This is a genomic window from Halovenus amylolytica (assembly GCA_004015825.1).
GTDB classification, from domain to species: domain Archaea; phylum Halobacteriota; class Halobacteria; order Halobacteriales; family Haloarculaceae; genus Halovenus; species Halovenus amylolytica.
The window spans coordinates 142,348-162,976 of the sequence record SAYS01000009.1; the positions used below are offsets into that span (position 1 = coordinate 142,348).

16 protein-coding genes, 1 tRNA gene and 1 pseudogene are annotated in these 20,629 nt (G+C 55.6%); 8 read left to right on the forward strand and 10 right to left on the reverse strand.

Annotation, left to right across the window (positions count from 1 at the left end):
- Positions 1-28 precede the first annotated feature (28 nt).
- The 3 genes from EOW68_RS09780 to EOW68_RS09790 all read left to right on the forward strand — a co-directional run bounded on the left by EOW68_RS09780 (position 29) and on the right by EOW68_RS09790 (position 2,666).
- The gene (locus EOW68_RS09780; RefSeq protein WP_128224972.1) at positions 29-1,180 is read left to right on the forward strand and encodes a helix-turn-helix transcriptional regulator; all 1,152 of its coding nucleotides are present in this window, start codon (positions 29-31) and stop codon (positions 1,178-1,180) included.
- A gap of 62 nt (positions 1,181-1,242) precedes the next feature.
- Positions 1,243-1,317: transfer RNA gene (locus EOW68_RS09785), tRNA-Glu, on the forward strand.
- Between the two features lie 245 nt (positions 1,318-1,562).
- On the forward strand, positions 1,563-2,666 hold the full coding sequence (locus EOW68_RS09790; protein ID WP_128224973.1) for a tyrosine-type recombinase/integrase: 1,104 nt from the start codon (positions 1,563-1,565) through the stop codon (positions 2,664-2,666).
- 14 nt (positions 2,667-2,680) lie between these two features.
- Here the strand turns inward: EOW68_RS09790 and EOW68_RS09795 are convergent, their stop codons facing one another.
- The 3 genes from EOW68_RS09795 to EOW68_RS09805 form a co-directional block, all read right to left on the reverse strand.
- Positions 2,681-3,796, reverse strand: coding sequence for a tyrosine-type recombinase/integrase (locus EOW68_RS09795; protein WP_128224974.1), 1,116 nt, complete (start codon positions 3,794-3,796; stop codon positions 2,681-2,683).
- Positions 3,797-4,687: 891 nt separating this feature from the next.
- The gene (locus EOW68_RS09800) at positions 4,688-7,003 is read right to left on the reverse strand and encodes a hypothetical protein (protein WP_128224975.1); all 2,316 of its coding nucleotides are present in this window, start codon (positions 7,001-7,003) and stop codon (positions 4,688-4,690) included.
- Complete coding sequence (locus EOW68_RS09805; protein WP_128224976.1) at positions 6,996-8,099, reverse strand: hypothetical protein; 1,104 nt, start codon at positions 8,097-8,099, stop codon at positions 6,996-6,998. The genes EOW68_RS09800 and EOW68_RS09805 overlap by 8 nt, the downstream gene beginning before the upstream one ends.
- A gap of 339 nt (positions 8,100-8,438) precedes the next feature.
- Between EOW68_RS09805 and EOW68_RS09810 the strand changes: the two genes are divergently transcribed.
- Together EOW68_RS09810 and EOW68_RS09815 are read left to right on the forward strand one after the other, a co-directional pair.
- Positions 8,439-9,848, forward strand: coding sequence for a DEAD/DEAH box helicase (locus tag EOW68_RS09810; RefSeq protein ID WP_128224977.1), 1,410 nt, complete (start codon positions 8,439-8,441; stop codon positions 9,846-9,848).
- Entirely contained in the window at positions 9,835-11,187 is a 1,353-nt protein-coding gene (locus EOW68_RS09815; RefSeq protein WP_128224978.1) for a DUF790 family protein, read from the forward strand. The genes EOW68_RS09810 and EOW68_RS09815 overlap by 14 nt, the downstream gene beginning before the upstream one ends.
- A gap of 83 nt (positions 11,188-11,270) precedes the next feature.
- On the opposite strand, the gene EOW68_RS09820 is transcribed toward EOW68_RS09815, so the two are convergent.
- Positions 11,271-11,615, reverse strand: a complete 345-nt coding sequence (locus tag EOW68_RS09820; RefSeq protein WP_128224979.1) for a DUF8612 domain-containing protein — start codon at positions 11,613-11,615, stop codon at positions 11,271-11,273.
- 94 nt (positions 11,616-11,709) lie between these two features.
- On the opposite strand from EOW68_RS09820, the gene EOW68_RS09825 reads away from it, so the two are divergent.
- From EOW68_RS09825 to EOW68_RS09835, 3 genes are all read left to right on the forward strand, one after another.
- Positions 11,710-12,027 carry a hypothetical protein gene (locus tag EOW68_RS09825; protein ID WP_128224980.1) on the forward strand — a complete coding sequence of 106 codons (318 nt, stop codon included), beginning with the start codon at positions 11,710-11,712 and terminating at the stop codon, positions 12,025-12,027.
- A gap of 188 nt (positions 12,028-12,215) precedes the next feature.
- The gene (locus EOW68_RS09830; protein ID WP_431358848.1) at positions 12,216-12,512 is read left to right on the forward strand and encodes a DUF8065 family protein; all 297 of its coding nucleotides are present in this window, start codon (positions 12,216-12,218) and stop codon (positions 12,510-12,512) included.
- A gap of 97 nt (positions 12,513-12,609) precedes the next feature.
- Positions 12,610-13,104, forward strand: coding sequence for a DUF8045 domain-containing protein (locus EOW68_RS09835; protein WP_128224981.1), 495 nt, complete (start codon positions 12,610-12,612; stop codon positions 13,102-13,104).
- A gap of 48 nt (positions 13,105-13,152) precedes the next feature.
- Here the strand turns inward: EOW68_RS09835 and EOW68_RS09840 are convergent, their stop codons facing one another.
- From EOW68_RS09840 to EOW68_RS09865, 6 genes and pseudogenes are all read right to left on the reverse strand, one after another.
- On the reverse strand, positions 13,153-14,148 hold the full coding sequence (locus EOW68_RS09840) for a DUF7983 family protein (RefSeq protein WP_128224982.1): 996 nt from the start codon (positions 14,146-14,148) through the stop codon (positions 13,153-13,155).
- A gap of 585 nt (positions 14,149-14,733) precedes the next feature.
- Positions 14,734-15,864 (reverse strand): hypothetical protein, encoded by a 1,131-nt coding sequence (locus tag EOW68_RS09845; RefSeq protein ID WP_128224983.1) that lies wholly within the window; start codon positions 15,862-15,864, stop codon positions 14,734-14,736.
- A gap of 207 nt (positions 15,865-16,071) precedes the next feature.
- The gene (locus EOW68_RS09850; protein WP_128224984.1) at positions 16,072-16,998 is read right to left on the reverse strand and encodes a hypothetical protein; all 927 of its coding nucleotides are present in this window, start codon (positions 16,996-16,998) and stop codon (positions 16,072-16,074) included.
- A 413-nt stretch (positions 16,999-17,411) separates the two neighbouring features.
- Positions 17,412-18,770 carry a PQQ-dependent sugar dehydrogenase gene (locus EOW68_RS09855; protein WP_431358850.1) on the reverse strand — a complete coding sequence of 453 codons (1,359 nt, stop codon included), beginning with the start codon at positions 18,768-18,770 and terminating at the stop codon, positions 17,412-17,414.
- 711 nt (positions 18,771-19,481) lie between these two features.
- Positions 19,482-19,697 (reverse strand): annotated as a pseudogene (locus EOW68_RS09860) (RNA-guided endonuclease TnpB family protein); the annotation flags it as partial.
- Positions 19,698-19,868: 171 nt separating this feature from the next.
- Complete coding sequence (locus EOW68_RS09865) at positions 19,869-20,489, reverse strand: J domain-containing protein (RefSeq protein WP_128224986.1); 621 nt, start codon at positions 20,487-20,489, stop codon at positions 19,869-19,871.
- Positions 20,490-20,629 lie beyond the last annotated feature (140 nt).

The window sequence follows — 20,629 nt, forward strand, 5'->3', positions numbered from 1 at the left end:
TATTCCACCCTCTGGTGACCTATGATAGATGCATCGCGGGTTGGCTGTGGGACTGGCTGTTATTGCTGTCGTAACGCTAGTTACAGGACTTGTTCTCGCCGATCCAGCGGGCGGGGTCGCTCAATCAGATCCGGCCCCGGCGTTTGCACAACTCGATGAGGTCGACCGGACTGTCTTCGAAATAACGGTGTTCGAGTCGGGTGACGCGCGCTGGCGTGTCGCGATCAAGGAAGATATTTCGAGTGTCGATACCGAGCGAATCGAGCAGTTCGAAACATTCGCCGATCGGTTCGTCTCCGAGGAAACCGACACCTTCGAGAATTTCCAGCTTCGTGCGGATCGACTCACCAGCAGTGGGGCGAACGTGACTGGTCGCGAGATGGTCGCAACAGGGTTCCAGCGGGACGCCTACTACGACGACGCCAACCAGAATGGGGTCGTCGAGATGTCCTTCCGCTGGGAAGAGTTCGCCCAGGTCAGGAACGACCGTGTCGTCGTCTCGGACGTCTTCGACGGCGGGTTCGGGATTCTTGACCAGCAGCGCCTTCGTATCCGAACTGGCGAGAATCTCCAGTTTGCCACTGTCGAACCCGACCCGGACAGCCTCGAGAGGACGGACAACTTGAGTGGCAGTAGATGGATCAGATGGGACGGCCCCGTGGAGTTTGCTACTGGTGAACCGAATGTCACACTGATGCCTGCCAGGTCGGAGCTGTCCACTGGACAGGACGAGACACCTGTGACAGATGGGGAATCCACACAGGAATCGACCACGATGCTTCCGATTTTTCTCGCACTACTGGTGCTCGTTGGTCTGGGGGGCGGCACGATCTGGTACGTTTCGAATCGGAACCAGCCGGCTGGTACGACCCCAGCGACAACATCGGCGGACAAGAGTACTACGACTCCAGTCGCTGAGGAGATGTCTGTTCCGGAAGAGGAGTTGCTCTCGGACGAGGACCGTGTGCTAAAACTCCTCGAAGAAAATGGTGGGCGGATGCGACAGGTCAGCATCGTCGAGCAAACCGAGTGGTCGAAATCCAAAGTCAGTATGCTCCTCTCTGATATGGAAGACGAAGGTGTAATCAGTAAGCTTCGTGTTGGCCGTGAGAACATTATCAGTCTCTCGGGCGAGGAACCGGACGCTGCAGGCTCACCGTTCGATGATGAGGGAGAGTGACACCCAATGCGGGGGTAAAACGCAATGATTAAAACTACACCAGCGCAACGTTTCGTTGTCGCGCTCCGATGGTGTAGTCCGGCCAATCATATTGCCCTCTCACGGCAATGACTTGGGTTCAAATCCCAATCGGAGCATCCTAATCCGGCTTCCTTCTTGCGGTTCTGGTTTGTGAATAACAGGTGACTTCACTCAATGCTCAGACCAATGCGATTCGAAGGATTCACACACAACCGCGCAGTCTTGCGATTTCCCGTTTTGCCCCACCTATTGGACTCGCAGGACAGACCTGCCAATCGACTGCTGTCTGGCGATTCTAAAATTTGCCCACCGTATACAAGCTCACAGGACTGGTATCAAATCGCCATAGGGAGGTCGGACGATGATTGACCTCGATGACTATCCAGTTGTCACCGAGAACTCGGAGTCGTTCTTAAATCATCGACAGTTACTCGATTATCGCTCCGAACGCGAAGAGTGCCTCCAGTGGCTGTTGACCTACGGGAAAGAGCCAGACAAAGCAGAGGGATACGCCAAAGGGACGGTCAAACCACGCTCGTATCGAATGGATCGATTCTACCGATTCGTCTGGAAGTTGGAGAGTGGATATACGGTAAATCTCACTCACGACCATGCCGACGAGTGGATGGATCATCTCGCCCGTCGTGACGTGAGCGCGACACACAAGCGGAACTGCCAGAAATCGACGAAGATGCTCTACAAGTGGCTCCAACATGAGCGGGGACGCGGCGAATGGGAGCCGGACATCACGTTTGCGGCCGATAGTAGCACACAGCCGAGAGATTACCTCACCAGAGAAGAGCGCGGGGCGATCCGCGATGCAGCACTTGAGTACGGATCGATACCCTCCTACAACAATCTCTCACCCCCCGAACGGGACCGCTGGAAGCGGTATCTCGCACAGCGCTTCGAGAAACCCAAATCAGACGTGTCACCCGACGATTGGGAGCGTGCCAACGGCTGGAAAATCCCATCGCTCGTCTGGACGAGTCTTGATGCGGGACTTCGACCGGTTGAGGTCAAACGGTCAGATGTCTCGTGGCTTGATCTGGACAATAGTGTGCTGCGAATTCCGAAGGATGACAGTGCAAAAAATAGAGACAATTGGGTTGTCGGCCTTCGTGATCGAACTGCAGCAATGCTTTCGCGGTGGCTGCGGGAACGCCGTGCATATCCGGCGTACGACGACACGGATGCAATCTGGCTTACCCGGCAGCGGAATGTCTACGATGTCTCATCGCTCCGGTATCTGCTGCGTCGGCTCTGTGAGATTGCCGGAATCAATACAGAACACCGGCAGATGAGCTGGTATGCCATTCGACACTCAGTCGGGACCTACATGACCCGCGAAGAAGACCTCGCAGCAGCACAGGCACAGCTGCGTCACAAGAGCCCTGAGACGACAATGAAGTATGACCAGACACCCGTTGAAGACCGACAAGACGCGCTGGACCGTATGGGGTGACTTACCACCCAAAATCACATTATCTCTGCAGCTTCTTTCTTGAGTTCCGGCAGTGGGTGGACGTACTTACTTGCGGATGTTTTGCTTTTTTGTCGGAGCTGCTCGGCGACAATCTCCAAATCTTTGTACTCCTCATATACGTAGGTGCCAACGCTGTGCCGAAATGAGTACCAGACAAGGTTTCTGCCGCGGGAACTAATTTCAGCTTCCTCCAAGAGATTATCAAGGAGATCATTCAGGCTCCCGGAATTATACGGATTCCCCTCTCGATTGAGCCAAATTTCGTCTCGACCATCGTATTTGCTCCGGAGCTCACGTTGGTCGAGCCATTTCTCAAGTGCAAAGGCTGCTTCGTCGGACAGCGTCGGATTCCACGACGCATCATTCTTCGGTGCTTCACCGTTCGGAATGTGGATCGTCTGTGTCTCCGGTTCATACCACCCCTCCTCCATCCTCCCGATAATATCCGGTCGCCACCCCTGACCTCTGGTCGAGCGGATTAAGGATGGAATCTTCCAACACTTGTTGATCCGGTCCCAATCGGCAGGTCGGACTTCGTCTTTTGGCTTCCCGAGCTTTTGTGCGATATCAGCTTTCTTTTCGTCACGTTTCCTCGGAGTTAAGTTGTTATAACTCGGAATTGTTTTATATTCGAGTGATGCTTCCCATATCTGCCTGAGTTCCTTCTTGTGGAACGGATCTGGCTGATTTTGTGGTTCACCGTCGGAAAATATGTATTCAGGTTCCCAATCAATACTCTGGAATTTGAACCAGTTTCGCAGGACGTCGTTGAATTTACGCTTCGATCCCTCAGCGAATCGTTCCCCGTCTATCTTCCGAAACGAGTCGGTTTCTAGGGCATTATTCACGGTATCTCCCTGCTCCGAAGTGAATTCTATCGTCGGTTCTTCATTGTTCCAAATCCACTTCATCATCCGATGAAATCGGAAAACCCGTTCATTGACTGAGTCTTCAGCATAGCCGATATCTCTTATCGGCTCTTTTCCTTCTGTTGTCAAATAATCAGCAAATCTGGCTAACTTCTCAGAGTACATTTCTCGCTGACGGTCGTTCAAATCGGCCAACTGGTCTTCAGAGATGACAGAGCCGTCCCCCTCGCTACTGCTCATCGTTCTTCCACCTCCAGTTGAGATCGTTAGTCGGTGTAGGGACGCTGTCTGTCATCGGTTCGGAGAAATAAATGAAATAGCCGTATTTAAAGAATTGCCCTGAGTAGGTCCCGAAGTTACCTCACCTGCGTGCAGTAGGTGAGGAGCCTACTTTACCTAAGGTAAATGAGGTTCGTATGATGGAACGGGGGAGCCAGTCTCTCTCCGATGCCAGCTCGTATGTTGAATTCTTCCACCTCTCAAATAAAAGAGCACAAAGCAATCGAACATAGTTTTCGAGCAAGTAGTAGAAAGTATCTGAGGGCCTTCCGAATCAATCGATAGGGGGCTACGAGTAAGTCCCACGGAACCTCTCGGGGTTTGAAGACATCGGCGTTTTACAAACATTTTACTAATGATATATTTTACATTTATATCAGCCAACTAACGGCTGATTTCAATATAACGGCTGTTCGTAGCTCTTTGGTACAAATACGGTCTTTTTCGAACGTTATCATCTTTCTCATCGGCCCCTGGAAATATTGAAGTATTATTAAACCAGTTTATTCGTGCTTATAGAACGAATTAGCATGATTTGGTACGTTTCCTTGATCTTGTCGATATTTGATGCGTGGGCATCGGGATTTTCGCATGTTACTACAAGTTTAGATAGCAACAAACCTATCAAAAGTGGATCTCAGGACGTCTGTAACGAGTCAATCTTTGTGATAACCTCCCCATACATGTACCCCCTCGCTTCGCGTTCTAGTTGATGTTATTGATGATGTATGTGGGCGATCGGGAGTGGCCGGAGTATTGTATGTTCGTACTGTGATAGAAGCCATGTAGCAGCCGCATTACTAGCCGGTACACGAGTGGACGGATTATGGTTACTCAGTGGCGCGTCTGCAGTTATGAATTGCCGACGATTTTGTAGTCGTAGGAGTCTGATTCCGAGTCGGGTGTTTTGTGAGCAAGCGACCGATACGTGTCTAATTGGTCGAAGTATTGACCGAAAATCCCCTCGTTATCCAGTTTTGTGTCCCATTCGGATCGACCGTAATTGTCCGAAGTTGAGTCAGGGAATGAGTCGAAATCAAAGTAGTTCGGGTGATCTAAGTGCTTCATAATCTCCCACAGGTGGTCTGGATTCGGAGCCACGAGCGAGGTCCTGATACCGTCGATTTCTGAAAAGGCTGCGAGTTTTTTAACACACTGGTGTGACCGCGACGGCTCATTTGACATCGTTTCGACTTCGGCGACGTACTTGGGAGTTCCGCTGTTAAACGCAATGACGTCTACCCGTGTCGAAAGGAGGTCGTTTTGTTCGAGAACAGGTTCGCAGGCGGTTGAGCGGAGCCGCCAGAGGTCATGATATCGCACGACGCGCGTGACATCGGGTTTCGTAGCGAACGCAGCAGCGCACAGATCAATTGCCTTTCTGTGGACGGATTTTTCTTTCGTCGTCTTTTCACCGTAGCCGTCATGTGAACTGTTTTCGATACCCAAGAGTTTCCGTTTGGGAGCTGGAACGGTGTAGAGCACGCTAAGTCCTTCTTTGTGGACCTCCAACCAATCGAGATCTTTTAATTTGTCCTCGTCCACTTTGAGTTTCGTCCCATCGGCTCGATACCGAAGCGCTCGCATGCTATTCGTCAGGGAGAAATCAGCGATTTTGCGCTCCATCGCAAGTCCAATCCGGGTGAGAAAAATCAGTTCATCATCGGTGAGCGCGAGTGCAGATCCAACATCTCTGACCGGTTCGACATCGTGGAGTGACGGAACTGTTGATTGGGCCTGCGCAGCAGCTCGTTGTGCGTGATTAACCGCCAGCTCGTAGTTCGGGTTGAGTGTCTGCCAGGCTTGCTGTGGGAGTACTGGTTCAACAACTTGCCGGTACCCATCTGCGTCGTTAATCCATTTCCGATTGACGGTGGCATCCCGTTGCTTGGACTGGAGTCGGAGATACCTGTCCCAAAAATTCGGTTCATCCGGTGGGTAGATCGGTGTGTCTTTGGGGGCCGGAATTTTACAAACGAGGTTTGACGTCTCGTCAGCATGATACAGCTTGACACGATTACTCTTGGCGTTTGCAAGTGCTTTGATGAGTGTGTTTCGAGAACCAATATCATTTCCTGGACGGCGTGGCGGTGGGAAATATGCTTTCAGGTAGTCAAAGAGTCTCTCAACAGGTAGTGGTGTTCCAAACGATAACAGCGGAGACGCCCGGATGCAGTCAACCACAGTGATGAGACGCTTGTCCTCAATCTGAATGGGTTTCGTTGTCGTCGTTTTCTGTCTCCATTCTCGCTGTGGGTTCTTCGAATTGCTCGCGTAATATGGGGCGTAGATCGGATTATTACGACGAAAGCGGGAGAAGATGTGGTTCTGCACGGATGGAGTACCGTCTACAAGCTGTTTGCGGGCGTGGACAGCAAGCGTGTTGTGTGCGATGTGGACCAACCTGGCCCACCCGTGCCAGGCGTATTCCGCTAGCTTCAGTCGGAAGAGTTTCTTCGGCATGTTGAGCCCCCCGTTTCCGATACACAGACGCGAGAGGCTGTCGATAGAAGAAGAGATAAATTTCGAAATGCATGGCAGCAGTTGACAGCACCGTGAGATTTGATCAATATCAATCCAAACCAAGTCGTCAGTAACGTTTGTTCGGTCACGAAACTGATGATGAACGGTTTCCGGATCAGTGTTAGCATACGTTCGGTACGGTGCTTGGTTTGACGTGCCCGGTGGATCACGGGCGAGGAGGACAGCCGCGATTTCTGCCTGTAACTCCGGCGGGAATTCGTGTTCGAACAGCCACGTGATTGTTGCAATGTAGTAATTTCGTGCGCGGATGCAAAAGTTCGTCAGCCCCGGGTGCTTCGCTAACGGGGTGCGAAGCATGCGTGACTCTGCGCTGCCGGGCGGTTCCCGGTCCTCGTACTCGGTCCCCTTCAGTGGATCCGCGTGGTGAATGCGCAGTGCGGCGAGTGCCGCGAATGTTGCTAACTCACTGATTTCAGTGGCTCCCGCTGGTGGCGCCGGCGTGATGTCGTGTTGTGTGAGTGCCGCGCGGAGATACTCGTTAAAGCCGCGTTTGCTGGACAGTGTCGCCTCTGGCTCAGCGGCAAACAATCGCTCCAGTGTTTCGGTCGTACAGTCTAACGGGAGGAGGATTGCCCGTGCAGCATTTCGCTGGTTCGTACGTGGCTGCATCGTCCGGTTACGCATCCCTCCGCACCACGTGTTCCGGGAACACACTCACCGGGTCGATGAACTCATCAATGAGTTGTTTTCTGGAGACAAACCGCAGCTTGTCGGTTTCTAACGCTTGTTTCGAGAACTCCTCGTTGATTGCTGGAATGCTTGGTTGTCGGTTGTAGTGCTCGGCAACATCATCAAGCGGGACGGACTCATGTGGAAACCATCCGTTTGAGTCGGCGTGTGCGATGAAGTCAACGATCGCTTGTCGCGTCGGGAAGACTAGCACGACGGCCGCATCAGTCGGAGCAGCGCGTGCGATCTGTTCTTGGATTTCAGCAGGGGATTCATCGTCAAGGACAAAGCCAACGACAGCCAACCTCGGGGAGTGCTCCTCGACGAACCCTGCGAAGTCGAACATCTTGACCGGTCCCGCGGGTGGCTCCGAGTCAGTCGATCCAAACGAGAACCGTGACCCGGCCTGTGTCCCGACAGGATCTCCCATCACGTGTGGTGCGCACACCCAATCAACCACTGGATGTGTCGCAAGCCATTCTCGACTTCGTGCGACGACAGCGTTATGCGCGGTCCCTTCGTCGAAAATGACGTTCGTAAGGTACGAGTCATCGCCTACGATTCGCTCGGTTGTCCACTTCCATCGTGACTGATCAGGGAGGATTTGTGATCGACGTGCGAACTCGGCAGTCGTACTGTAGACTTTCGCCCGGTAGATCCGCTCGATTCGAATCATGTCCGAGTCCTCGATCATGTTCATGGACAGTTCCCCACTGAACTGATCGTCTAGCAGACAGAACTCGCGGATGCCAGTCGAACACGCATCCGGCGTGCTGACGGAACAGGGGTAGCCCGGCAGCACCCACGACTGCTGTAAGAACACCAAGTGCGCGAATAACTGGAATGCGCGTGACTGGAAGGGATTACCAGATACCTTCTTTACAATCACGTCACGCGCGGCGGCCAGCGGATTCGATTGCTCAGCTGCTTGGATTGCCGACTCGACTTCGGTGAACAACGCTTGCACCTCGGGGTTCAATTGCGGTGGATAGACGAAGCCAGTGTGGGAACTGGTTGTGCCGGTGACGGACGATTCCTGTTCGTGTCTCACTCGTTCTAATGGGTGGCAGTTTTCTACAGATTCTCTCGTCTCGCTTTCATAGCCACAGACAGAACACTGGTACGTCTCCCCGAGTTGTTGAGTTCGATCAAATGCATCGAATGTATACTGGTTATCATCTGGTTTGTCATTCATTCGTTTAGACGTATTTTACTCTAGACTCCGGATTGGCATAAGGGATTGCCAAGAACTGGCGGTACAGCCCCTCTATGACAGATTCACAGCATGGTCCCCGGACTCACAGCACGACCGTTTCCGTGGTTTGCCACTCCCTGTCTGTTTCGGGCCCGGCAAGAACAAGTATCGCGCGTCTCGTAGCCCACCAACGAGATGCGTATCGCGTTCGACGATGGAACCATCCTCCTCGAAGACGTGCCTGATACCATCCCTTACGCAGAGTGGGACGACCGCGTTGACGAGTATCGAGCGCGAGCGCACCACTACCGCGCCCTGCGAGCATGGGCCGGAGCGACCGACGGGCAGGCAACCTTGGACGAAGCTACGACGACGGTTGAGACGGTCGATGACGCGGCGCGGTCGTACCGTGATCTTCACCTGACACCCGCAGTGTCCATCGAACCGCGCGACTATCAGCAGGCCGCGTTAGCAGCGTGGGCAGACCACGACCGCCGGGGGAGTGTCGTTCTCCCGACCGGCAGCGGGAAGACATTCCTTGCCGTCCAGGCCATCGCCGACGCCGGTGTGAGTACTCTCGTCGTCGTCCCCACGATTGATCTCATGAACCAGTGGCACGCCACGCTTACCAACGCGTTCGGCGAGCAACTCCCCGATGGAGTCGGCGTGCTTGGCGGTGGCAGCCACACCGTGACCGACCTTACAGTGACGACGTACGATTCAGCATATCGCTATATCAACGAGTACGGCGATCGGTTCGGCCTGCTCGTCGTGGATGAGGTGCATCACCTGCCAGCACCAACCTACCAGCAGATCCCCGAAATGACGATCGCCCCGTATCGACTCGGGCTCACCGCGACATACGAACGGGCAGACGGGCAACACGAGGTCTTGGATGAACTGATCGGCCCTGTCGTCTACGAGGAAGCTGTCGATGAACTGGCCGGCGAGTACCTCAGCGAGTATGAAACCATCCATCTCAGCGTCGAACTCACAGCTGAAGAGCGCAAGCAATACGACGAAGAGTACCAGATCTACCGCGACTACGTCGATACCCACGACTTCGACCTCTGGAAGGAAGATGACTATCAGGAGTTCCTCAAACGCACGTCGTACGACCCGCACGGGCGGCGCGCACTCATTGCCAAGCAGCGCGCTGAAGAAATCGCCCGCACGGCCGCGAAAAAACTCGATACGCTCGACAACCTTCTCAAACGCCATCACGACGACCGAACGATCATCTTCACCGCCAACAACGACTTCGCGTACGACATTTCCAAAGAATTCATTGTGCCGTGCATTACCCACCAGACCGACACGGACGAACGCACCGACATCCTAGAGCGATTCCGATCCGGCGAGTACTCGATGCTCGTCACCTCGCAAGTCCTCGACGAGGGCATCGACGTGCCAGCCGCGAACGTCGGCATCATCCTCTCGGGCAGTGCGTCGAAACGCCAGTACGCCCAACGCCTCGGCCGCATCCTCCGGCCGACCGACGACCGCCACCCCGCTCGCCTCTACGAAATCATCGCTGAAGCAACGATGGAGCAGTACGTCTCGTCGCATCGCCGACAGGGGGTGTCAACCAGTGCTGACAGCTGACCTTGCCCGCTCCCGGCGGCGAAACGGAACGGTCTCACCCCTGTTCATCGATCCGGACGATCCGCAATATCGAGAGACAGCACGGGAACTCATCCAGCTCTTCGAAGACCACCTTGGCGAACCCAAAGGTGAGTTAGAAGAGACGATCAACCAGCTCACAGTCGCGGATACGGATTACAAGATCATCCAGGGATTGGCGAAACTGCTGCACGACGAAAGCGAATTCGACACCGTCGCTGCCGCTGCCCCACGCGAAATCCGGCAGCGGCTATTCGAGAAAGCAAACACGTCGTATCCCATCGTCCGGCAACCGACTCTCGGTGAGGACACGCAGAAACTGGAGGTCTACAGTGCTGTCGCCGACCAGCTCGGCATCTCGCTCGAAGAGTGCTATCAGGGGATGTACGCAGACCTTGATCACAACAAGCGACTCGTTCGGTTCGGCGACCGCGTTGCCGACGCGTATGAGCCCTCGGACGAGGGGACGACGACAACGCGACTGACCGGCGATAGCGAGGAATCCTACGCGGACGACACCGTCACTGTCGAGTGGCTGCTCACACGGTACAACCTCGCGTTAGCCCAGGCCGTGCTGTACGACGCAACGCGGATGCGGATCCGCGTGTGGGATCACTTCAGCACCGTGTTCAGCTACGTGAAGCTGTTCGGGTTGATGCATCAGATCTACCCGATCGACGAGACCGGGAGCCGCGTCCCGACCACGGACGTCGCAGATGGATACGAAGCGATTTTGGACGGCCCCGCATCGTTGTTCTCGCAGACACAGAAGTACGGGATCCGGATGGCGAATTTCCTTCCCGCGTTGCCGTTGTGCGACCGGTGGGAGATGCACGCAGACATCCTCGCAGACGACACCGGGCCGCAGGATTCGACGCTCTCCTTTGACCTCAACCACACTGCTGGTCTCTCGTCGCACTATACTGCGCAGGATGACTTCGATAGCGACGTGGAGCGCACGCTCGCCCGGAAGTGGGGCCGGGCGACCACGGAGTGGGACCTCATCCGGGAAGACGACGTGCTGGATTTGGGGGCTGAAGTGATGCTTCCTGACTTCGCTCTCGAACACCCTGACGGACGGCGGGCACTGCTGGAGATCGTCGGGTTCTGGACACCCGAGTACCTCGATGAGAAACTGGCGAAGATCAGGAGCGCAGACCGTGCCAATCTGCTCGTCGCGGTTTCCGAGCGGCTGGCCTGCTCAGCAGCCGATTTCGACGGCACGAGCGACCGCCTGCTCTGGTTCAAATCCGGCATTCATGTCTATGACGTCGTGGATCTGGCCGAGGAACACGCCGTTGACGCAGCTCAATGTAATTGAGTGGTTCGTTAATTGTGACGTTGTGTGTGTTGAATCTCGCAATACACTTCGAAGAGAGGATGAGCCGAAGCAGGAAACGAGCCCTATTCGCCGGCGACGTTCAGCGCGCTGTTTAACTCGAAGAGTTCCTGAATGACATCGCTTTTGGCGACGCGGTACCGGCGGGGCGAGGTGTTCGGAACCTCTTCGACCACGTCAGTCTCCAGCAGGAGGTCGATGTAGTTGCTCACCGTTTGCCGGGTGACGCCGGCGTGATCGGCGAGTTCCGTCTTGTTGAACTCCCGACCTGGAGGAAGGGTGAGGATGGCGTCGAGGAGGATGGGGACACTCTCGTGCTGAAAGAGATGGAGGACGCCAGTAGGGTTCTCAAGGCGGGCCTCCTTGGTGTCCTTCTCTTCGGCCGGGTGCGTCCGCGTTGACTCGCTCATGTCTTTGCTATGCCGGCTGGCGTACATAATTGTTTCTCTCAGTGTAAACAGGTGTTAACATACATTTATCAAACGAGGGTGGAAATAAGGGGATATGCGCAAGCCGTCGGTGAAATGTGCCCTCCTCGCGGCGATGATAGCCGAGCACCGTTGGGGGTCTCCGATCGTCGAAGCGAACCTCCTCTCCATATCCGCCATCGAGACGAGTGACTACGACACCGCGAGCGGGGTTTTCGACGAGCTCCGCTCCGCCCCCTACATCATCAACCGGGGCAAGCGGGGCATCGAACTGAACAGTAGCGAGTTCGGAGCACTCGCTGACCTTCTCTACCACGAGTGCGAGTGGGAACCATTCGAAATCAAGAGTCGGCTGAAGCACTACGAGGGGTGGGATAACCACGAGTGGACGTGACTGTAGATGTGCGCTCAGGGGAGATAATCTAGCCAGTCCACAGTTGGGACTGAGATGGATATCCCGTGACATTCCGAGCGAGAGACTGATTTGACGAGTCATCGGTACACTTGACGATGCGGTTGCGCGGAAAGCAGCGCTTGCACACGCCACTAGGTACGCGATCCTGTCCTATCTGCACGAGAACGGTGACCAGAGAGGATCTCGCCGCAATCATCGAGGACGGCGTTGAGAGTCACATCGGTGATCTCATCGATGCCGGCTTCGCAGCCTGTATCGGCGCTCTTGGCGACCAGCCCGAAGAGACCTCGCCGGATGACGCGGCGAAAATACGGATCGCCGAGCAGTGGCGACGCGGCGAGATATCGGAAGATGAAGCGCGACAGCAGTTTGGGGACGATACCGTCGATGGTATGATTGAAGACAGGGAAGCGTTCCGTGAAGCAATGCGGAGAGATACGAGCGACTTTCTGCAGTCCGAGTAACCTCGGCCATGATTCTAAACCTGACTGGAACGGTTACTACACGTTATACAGTGGATTGTACAATCATTCGAATGAATACTCGTACCATTGTTTGACCATGAGACTCCGATACTATGCTGACGCCGATATCCGAGAGTGGCACGAGCACGTGCTCCGACTGTTGCGGACACTCCATGATGACCACGGCATCGTGGTGGAGATTGATCGGATCGACGACCAACACGGGCCGATTACGGAGTTCCCTGGTGAGGTGCGGTCTGCGACGCCAGAAGCCGTCTACGAACGTGACCTCAAACGGAATCGTGCCCTGAACCAGTCCATTGAGCCGACTCCCTCGGAAGGGTTCAAACGGTACGGCAAGCTTGACATCGCCGGCAACGTCGCACTCATCGATAATGGGGGGACCGTCAAATGGGCTTCGACGCTGCCAGGCTATGCTGATGGCTACGGACCAGGTGTTGAAGACCAGACTGCGATGGACTTCCTTGAAGCGATCGCCACCGCACCGAGCAACCGTTTCTGTGTCGAGTGTCTCCACCTGCTGGACGGCGACGAACGCTTCTGTCCGACCTGTGGCGCAGAACTCCGGTAGCGATTCGTTTGCCTCGCAGATCAGTCTCCACCATCAGCCGTCATCCTATTACTCGCTGCCAGCCTGCGTGTGGAACTCCCGACCTGATTTGAATTCAGTCAATTCCTCGATCCGGGTTTCGAGGGCTTCGATCTCGTCACGAAGGTCGGCGGCCTCTTCGCCCTCGGTCGCTGCAAGTTGATCCTTGAGTCCCTGTAGTCGTGTTTCTTTGCGGTCCTCATCCACCTCGGCCTTCCGGACGTACGCTGACTCTTCGATCTCGTAGACATCAGATTCGGAAAGATCCGTGACGGCGAGTGCATCATCGACCTTGTCGCGGTCAACCCCCATCACCCGCTCGCGGTCAATCCCGGCCTCCGCAAGCGTGTCCAGAACCTCGTCCTCATCTTTCAGCGACCGATTGCGTCGCGTCGTCCGCTGGACTGATCCGAAGGGGCCGCTGACTGGTCGGTCGTGGTGTGACCGGCTGAGGAGCACATCGGCTACGTCCTGGCGGAGATCGTCCGCGTTGCGTTGGACGTCTGAGAGGAGCGTGTAGATGTTGACGAGTTCGTCTGTCTCCATATCCTGAAGCGTGGTTACGTCGTGTCGTTCGAGGGCGTCAACGAGAAGCAGCGCATCCCAGTAGACATCCAAGTCCGGTTCCGTTCGATGTGTCGCGTCGGCGTCAGTGTCATCGGCAGCCTCCAGTACCTGGCTCGTGGTTTCCGCTTCTGTCTCGACGATCACGCCATTCTCTTCATCGACTTCGAAGTGTGGGTGGACGCTCAGGACTGCTGGATACGGGTCGGCGTCAGGTGGCAGTCGATCAAGCTCGAATCCGTCCGGTTTGTCAGTGATCCGTTGGTACAGCGTCTCGAACTGGTCGCGCTGTAACGGCCGTGTCTCATCGTGCTCGCGGTCGAGAAACTCGATGATGACGCGGTGTTCTTGGACATCGGAGATACGACACCGCTTGTGCGAAAGCGGCGTCCGCAGCGTCGCTCCCTCAGGGAGCGCGTCGAGTTCCTCCACCAACGTGGACCACGTCACGCGGAAGGACATACCAGCATCGTCGGCAGCGAGCGGTAAAATCGTGTGGGTGTGGTTCGTTTGCGCTGTCCTCGGGCCATCGAAACGTGAGTAGTCCGGTGGTTCCACAGCTTTCATTGTTCCTGTGCAGCAGGTGGCGTACTGGCGCACGCCGAGAGGTGGCGTCAGTGCTGCAGAGTATGAACACTGTTGTGTCGACACTCATCATACTCTCACCGGATGAGCGGCAACGTCCTCATAGGGCAAATCAATCTACCGTACGGATGCCCCTAATACACATCGTCACGACGCACCCCACCGAGCTGTTGCGGACAAACCCTTCTGCTGTCAGTGCCACGGATTGTCATCCAGCGCGTATTCAAACGGTTTCACCCACCGTTCAACCGTGATGTCTACGCCACTGACTCTCGGTGAAAGCAGAGCACTCCTCTACTTTCAAAGATTCCATTGTTTGATCTGATCTGGTGGTGCTGGCGCGTGCAGCAATACAAATCCCTGGGCCAGTATTGTCTATTATTGCCCTCGGTCGCCGGGTATTCCAGACAGTAGTAACGTGATCATGGACGCAAACAACCGTCACCGAAGAATCAGGACGAATTAAGAATACAGCGCGTCGCGTGCTGCTCGCACGTTTTCGCGGGTTGTCGACTCATCTGCTTCCCGGATGGACTCCCACGAGGCACGAATATTATCCTCGAAACGCTCGATAAGGTAATCCACTGCTTCGCCCGGCGAACAACCTGCTTCAACCAGCGCTTGCACGCGGTACCCAATCGGGAACCGTCTGTCCTGCAGCGATATCGTGACGGTTGGTGACGGCGACACCACCCCTGCTTCCATCAACAGGTCATTCACCGACCTGGAGACGTCGGGCGTGGATTGACAGACTTCGTCGATGAAATGCCCGACAGTCTGTCGGTTGTCCCACGGTTCAATCGACCAACTCTCGAATATCACATCGTCGTGATATTTGAATGCGTTCCACGCGCGTTCGTCACTCCACTTGTCATAGTACATTCGATAGCTGCTTTCGAAGTGGTCCCAGCGCTTCGAGAGGAGTTGCAACGCGTCTATGACTGCCGTGGCGATGTCGTCGTCATCACTGTTTTCAATCCGTCGCAGCAACTCTGTCAGTGCCGATTTATCAGGCAACTCAGTTTTCACGACGAGTTGTCCGAGTGTCTCCACGCGGTAGCCTGCCCGCGCTGCGCCCCCGTGTTCGAGGTCCAAGAGCACAAGGTACACGCCGGATTCCGGGATGTAGAAGAGGAGTTCATCGGGGCCGTGCTCGTTCGCAACTCTGGCGAAACGCTCCCAATTGTCCGGCACTCTCCAGAGTCGTTGCTCCTGTAACACTGCTCGTCGCTCCGCCGGGACACGAGTCATCCACTCGCCACTGCTTTCACTGTCGAGCGTGAGCACGCACCCCTCGTCTACCGACGCGGTGCTCACGACCTTGCTGTCCGTTCGGCGTCGGAATTGTGTTTTGGCTCGCCGCGCCGACTCGGAGTTCAGAACCTCGCGGTCGTCGTCCGATGTGCCTGTCTGTGTCTGTGGCTGTGTGGCGTCCGCAGTCGCATCTACCGTCTCGGGACGAGTGCTGTCCGTGGCATCTGCGGGCGGGTAGAACCTCTTGTCTGTCGCAATATCTGGTCGAATGTCAGGATCAACGCTGCCACCGGTCGATTCGTTCGCGTCAGTCGCGGGGACGTCATCTTCAGGTACCATTACATCTGTCTATATCAACCCCGCACATATAATAGTATGTAAAGTTATTCCGGGGAAAAGAACCTTATAATTCGATTTTCCTAACCTTTATATGGGTAAATCGGCGAAAATCAGCCAGCAAGTCACCCTCTCATCAGCATCCAATGGCCGTCGTGAATGTGCCTGCCGCACAGCGACACGGTGGCGGGGTGGCGTGCATAACCCCGCTTAGGCGTCGAGCGTCTCCTCAACTGCCGAGATGTGCTCGTGAACCCTCTCTTCGCTCACGTCACGCGAGCGAGCCCACGCGGATGCTGACCCGCCACGCAACACAACCATCACATAATCGATGGCCGCAGTCGGTGCACAGCCCGCCTCAATGAGTGCCTCCATCTCGTATCCAACCGGGCTATCTCGTCGCTCTTCGAACTTGAGATGCATCTCGGGACAGGGAGAGACGACACCCGCTTCAAGCAACCTGCTCACCAATTGCCCGCGTATCTCGCCGCCAATACCCGTACTCTCCCAAATGAGGTGCGTGATATCTCGATCTCCCTCCCACGGATCAATGACCCACGAATCAACCGTCGCAACATCATCTCGCGTGAAGTACCGCCATACCGCTTTGTGCCCCCATTTGCGCATGTGACTGGTGTACTTCCAGGTGAACGTTCGCCAGTTCTCAGCCAACGTTCGCAGCGCCGCAACTACCTCCTCCGGCGTCTCATCTTGGGCCTCCAAGCTCACGATCGCCTTGTGTAGCCGATTGTACTTCGGTTCATCAGCGATTTCAATCTCCAGCGTCCCAAACTTCTCTACCCGGAACTGCGAATCGGTGGCCTGGTTCTGCCCCGGCATCTGTACGACAACGTCCACGCCTGATTCAGGGATGTGACACACGAGATAGTCAGCGGGTTCATCCCGGATTCGGATCCGTTCCTCCCAATTGGAGGGAATCGTCCAGAGCTTCTCATGTTTCACCACGGCCGTCCGGGTTGCAGGCACCCGTTTCAACTGGACATCATCGGTTTCCCGCTCCCGGATGACGATCAAATGAGCATCGTCATCCCGAAACGCCGAGACAACTCGATTGCCCGCGTCCCGCTGCACTTCCACTTTGCTATTCTCCATCGCCTCGAACAGATTCGACTGCATGACGTCGTATCGAATTATGTATACCCTCTTAAGTGGTTGCAAAGTTGCTGCCCCTATCGATTCCGTATCGATACTATCCTAACGTTTACATAGGTAATTTTATCGCAATTCAAACAGTTCTGCATGACACTAACTCACATGACCGGCGGACCACGACCGCTCCAGCCACTCCCGCCTCGAACATGATTCTTACAGTATACATGGTGCGTTCTGGAAGGCACCCGATTCACAGCAGGCTCGTGCCGCAACGCGGTAATCTTTTGCGGACACACCCCCTCTCCCCGCGTGTACCTATATTGAGTCCGTCATGTTAGGTTAATTGTGGACACACCCGGTCCCACATCTCCCGCCAGCTCGCGGCACCGTGTCATTCTAATTGCGGACATGCCTCGCCTGTCGACGCAAGTCAATGGTTATTCCCCACCCGGCACGAGTCGGTGGAGTGCGCCGCCGTCCGTGCCGATGCCGACCACGTATACGTCACCGTCGTGCCGGCCGAACGATCGGATTCGGTGCAGCCGCCCTGCGTCGCCGGCTGCGACCGGAAGGACCGTCGTCGGCCATTGCCCCGCGTCGGTAGGTGCGGCGACAAACAGTTCACCGTCAGCCTGGAAATCGCCAAACACGTACAGTCCGTCGAGACCGGGCAGCGCCGACCCACGGTAAACCGTCCCGCCAATGACCGAAATACCACTGACGGGTGCCCCCGAGTGTGGGTACTCGACGACCGGTTCACGGAGCCGTTCACCACCTCGAATCTCCGCTGGTGTGCTGTCCGGGCATTCCTCAGCGCCGTAACAGTGTCGTCCTTCCCTAACGTTCCAGCCGTAGTTGCCCCCGGCCTCGATTCGGTCAATCTCTTCGAAGCGAGACTGTCCTACATCGCCGGCGTAGAGTTGGTCGCCATCGAACGCCATCCGCCAGGGGTTGCGTAAGCCCCACGCGAAGTGTTCGTCCAGGCCCGTCGTACCGACCAGCGGATTGTCTGCTGGGATGGCATACCCGGCGTCAGGCCCGTGGTCGGCCGGAGTCCCACGGAGCGGTGGCCTGGATGGGTCAGCGTCGACATCGATCCGAAGAATACTCCCTAGCAGGTTCTCGGTCACGTCCTGTCCGTTCCCGCCCTCGACACGGTCGTACCAGTCGGTAACGTGCCCGCGGCCCTGATCACCGCCCGCACCACCATCTCCGACGGCCACGAAGAGGTAGCCGTCGGGCCCGAACGCGATGTCGCCCGCGTTGTGGTTGCCTTGGGGCTGTGGAATCTCCAGTACCGTTCGTTCGGAATCCGGACGTACCGAGGTCCCATCGTCACTGATGCGAAATTCAGCGAGGACGAACGTGTGACTGTAATTCGAGGGGGTTCCTGGCCGCGACGGCGCAGAGTACCGCACGAACAACCGCTCCTCGCTTTGAGGGTGGACGGCGACACCGAGGAGCCCCTTCTCACCGCCTGTTTCGATGGCTTCGCGAAGATCAAGCAACGGCTCCGACCGCAACGTACCGTCCTCGTGGACCCGAATCGTGCCGCGCTGTTCGGCGAGGTACCGGCGGCCGTCTCCGAAGACCACGTCAACCGGACCATCGAGGCCGCTGGTCAGCGTGTCTAAACCGACTGTGTCCGGAAGGCCCGCGAACTGCTCACTGTTCGACTCGGCTCCATCCGCCCCGTCGCTGCCGTTTCCATCGGTCTTACTCGCGGCGCTACAGCCTGCGAGTCCCGTTACGGTAAGCGCCGACGTGGTCAGAAACTGGCGACGATTCATGTCTATGCAATGGCAGGCACAGACAAAAACGTAATCGCCCTCATTCGAGTCGCCTCTTGTCTCGGTCTCTCGTTCTGAATTTTGGATACTTGATACTCAAGAGCCCCGGATACGTGTCAGCCAGGTATAAAGCTGGATTTACATACGAGATCCGAAAACAAGAGCGCAGATGTTCGCATCCGACCGTACCCCGCCGATGCTCGACCGAACTGCACGGCATTTCCCAATTCATGTCGCCGACCCCGGCTCTGTCTTCACGAGTCCTCGATTTATTGTCGATCTGGAAGTGCTCGGCCTGTGGAATGTAGACCCACGGACATTCGTCCGGGCCCTGTGTACGATTGGTACCGACGTTGCAGACGTCCTCTTGAGTCAGGAAGCGGATCTTGCCGCGGTTCACGCAGAGGATCGGTGTACGGCATGGCTGACGTACGATACTGGAATCGAATATCAAGTCGAATTTTTCCTCGACGGCAACGGGTTTGCCTCATTGTCAACCATAGAAGAATTACCCCGGAACCAGGACACACGATTACTGATCGTGTGCGACACGCCACCCTCGGGAAGTGCGACAAACGACTGTGATACGGCAGATCAGGTCGAAATCTATCCGCTCATATCGGAACCTCGTGAAAGGATCACGATAATCGAAGGGTGACATCCCCCTCGCCGTGAACGATGAGGCTTCCCGTACCGAGCAGTGGGATATTCGCTGGTCTACGATACGCTCTGTTCTCTCATGCTGAACGTCCTGCTCTCGCGGTCGAACGGATGTACCGATGGCTGTGTCACATAGCCGTTACTCCTATCCTCACCGTGAGGACTCGGAGTTATTTTCTGTCGCATATTCTCCGCCCCGTTACAATCCGCATTCGCTACCAGGTCACACGACGAACAGACGTACAGTCCTCGTTCGACACGATTGCCGTCCGTCGAGAAGTGTTTTGCATCCGAATCTTCTGCGATCCCGTCATAGATGCCCTGTCTGGTGAGTTTAAGCGTCGCGTCAGTTCTGATTGCAGTGAGATTGCCATTCGAATGCCCGATGTCGTGATGTGGCTGAATCGAACTATTAAAATGGTTTCCAGAGACGGCGGTCCGTATCTAGCAACCACTCGGCACTAATAAGAGCCCATAGACAATGCCAACTGCGAGCGCTACTACACCGATCGCGCCAGCACTGATGCCTCCCTTAATCCCGTATTGAGGTATTCCGTCTGTCACACTGGTAAAGAGGACAACCGAAAGCATCGCTGGAATAAGAACGAGCGCACCGTATGCGACAGCTCGTTTCCCAAAACTCGCATCAGCAGTCCCCGTTGGCGGAGCTGTATCAGCTGTTGGTCCAGAGCCAGGTGTCCAGACGTGTTCTGCCGCTTCGTGGCCACGCGTATTTGCACTCCACGTAGTCTGCCCATTTTGTGAACTCTGCGCGGAGTCTCGCTGCGTCCGGTCACGCTGGTATGCCTCTTGAGAGTCCTGACTGGTATTTCGCTGTCGATCATCCACAAATTCTTCATGGCCGATCTCGTCATAGTGTGCTCGCTTATCAGAATCCGATAGAACGTCGTAGGCTTCCTTGATTTGGATGAATTGCTGTTGAGCGTCGGGGTCGTCGTTCTGATCTGGATGGTTCTCCTTGACTGCTTCCTGCCATACCTGCTTGATTGCGGCCTGGTCAGCGTTCTGGGACACTCCCAGACGCTGATAATATGTTTCGGTCATTGTTACTCAAATCGTACGTGTTTAGCCCCGACGAATTTCGCCACTGTCTCGTAGTAGGCGACCAATCAAGGGGATATGTACCCTCAGCAAAGGCTAATTGAGCTTCTCCAGGGATGGTCTCCGCTCGGAGACCATCCCGG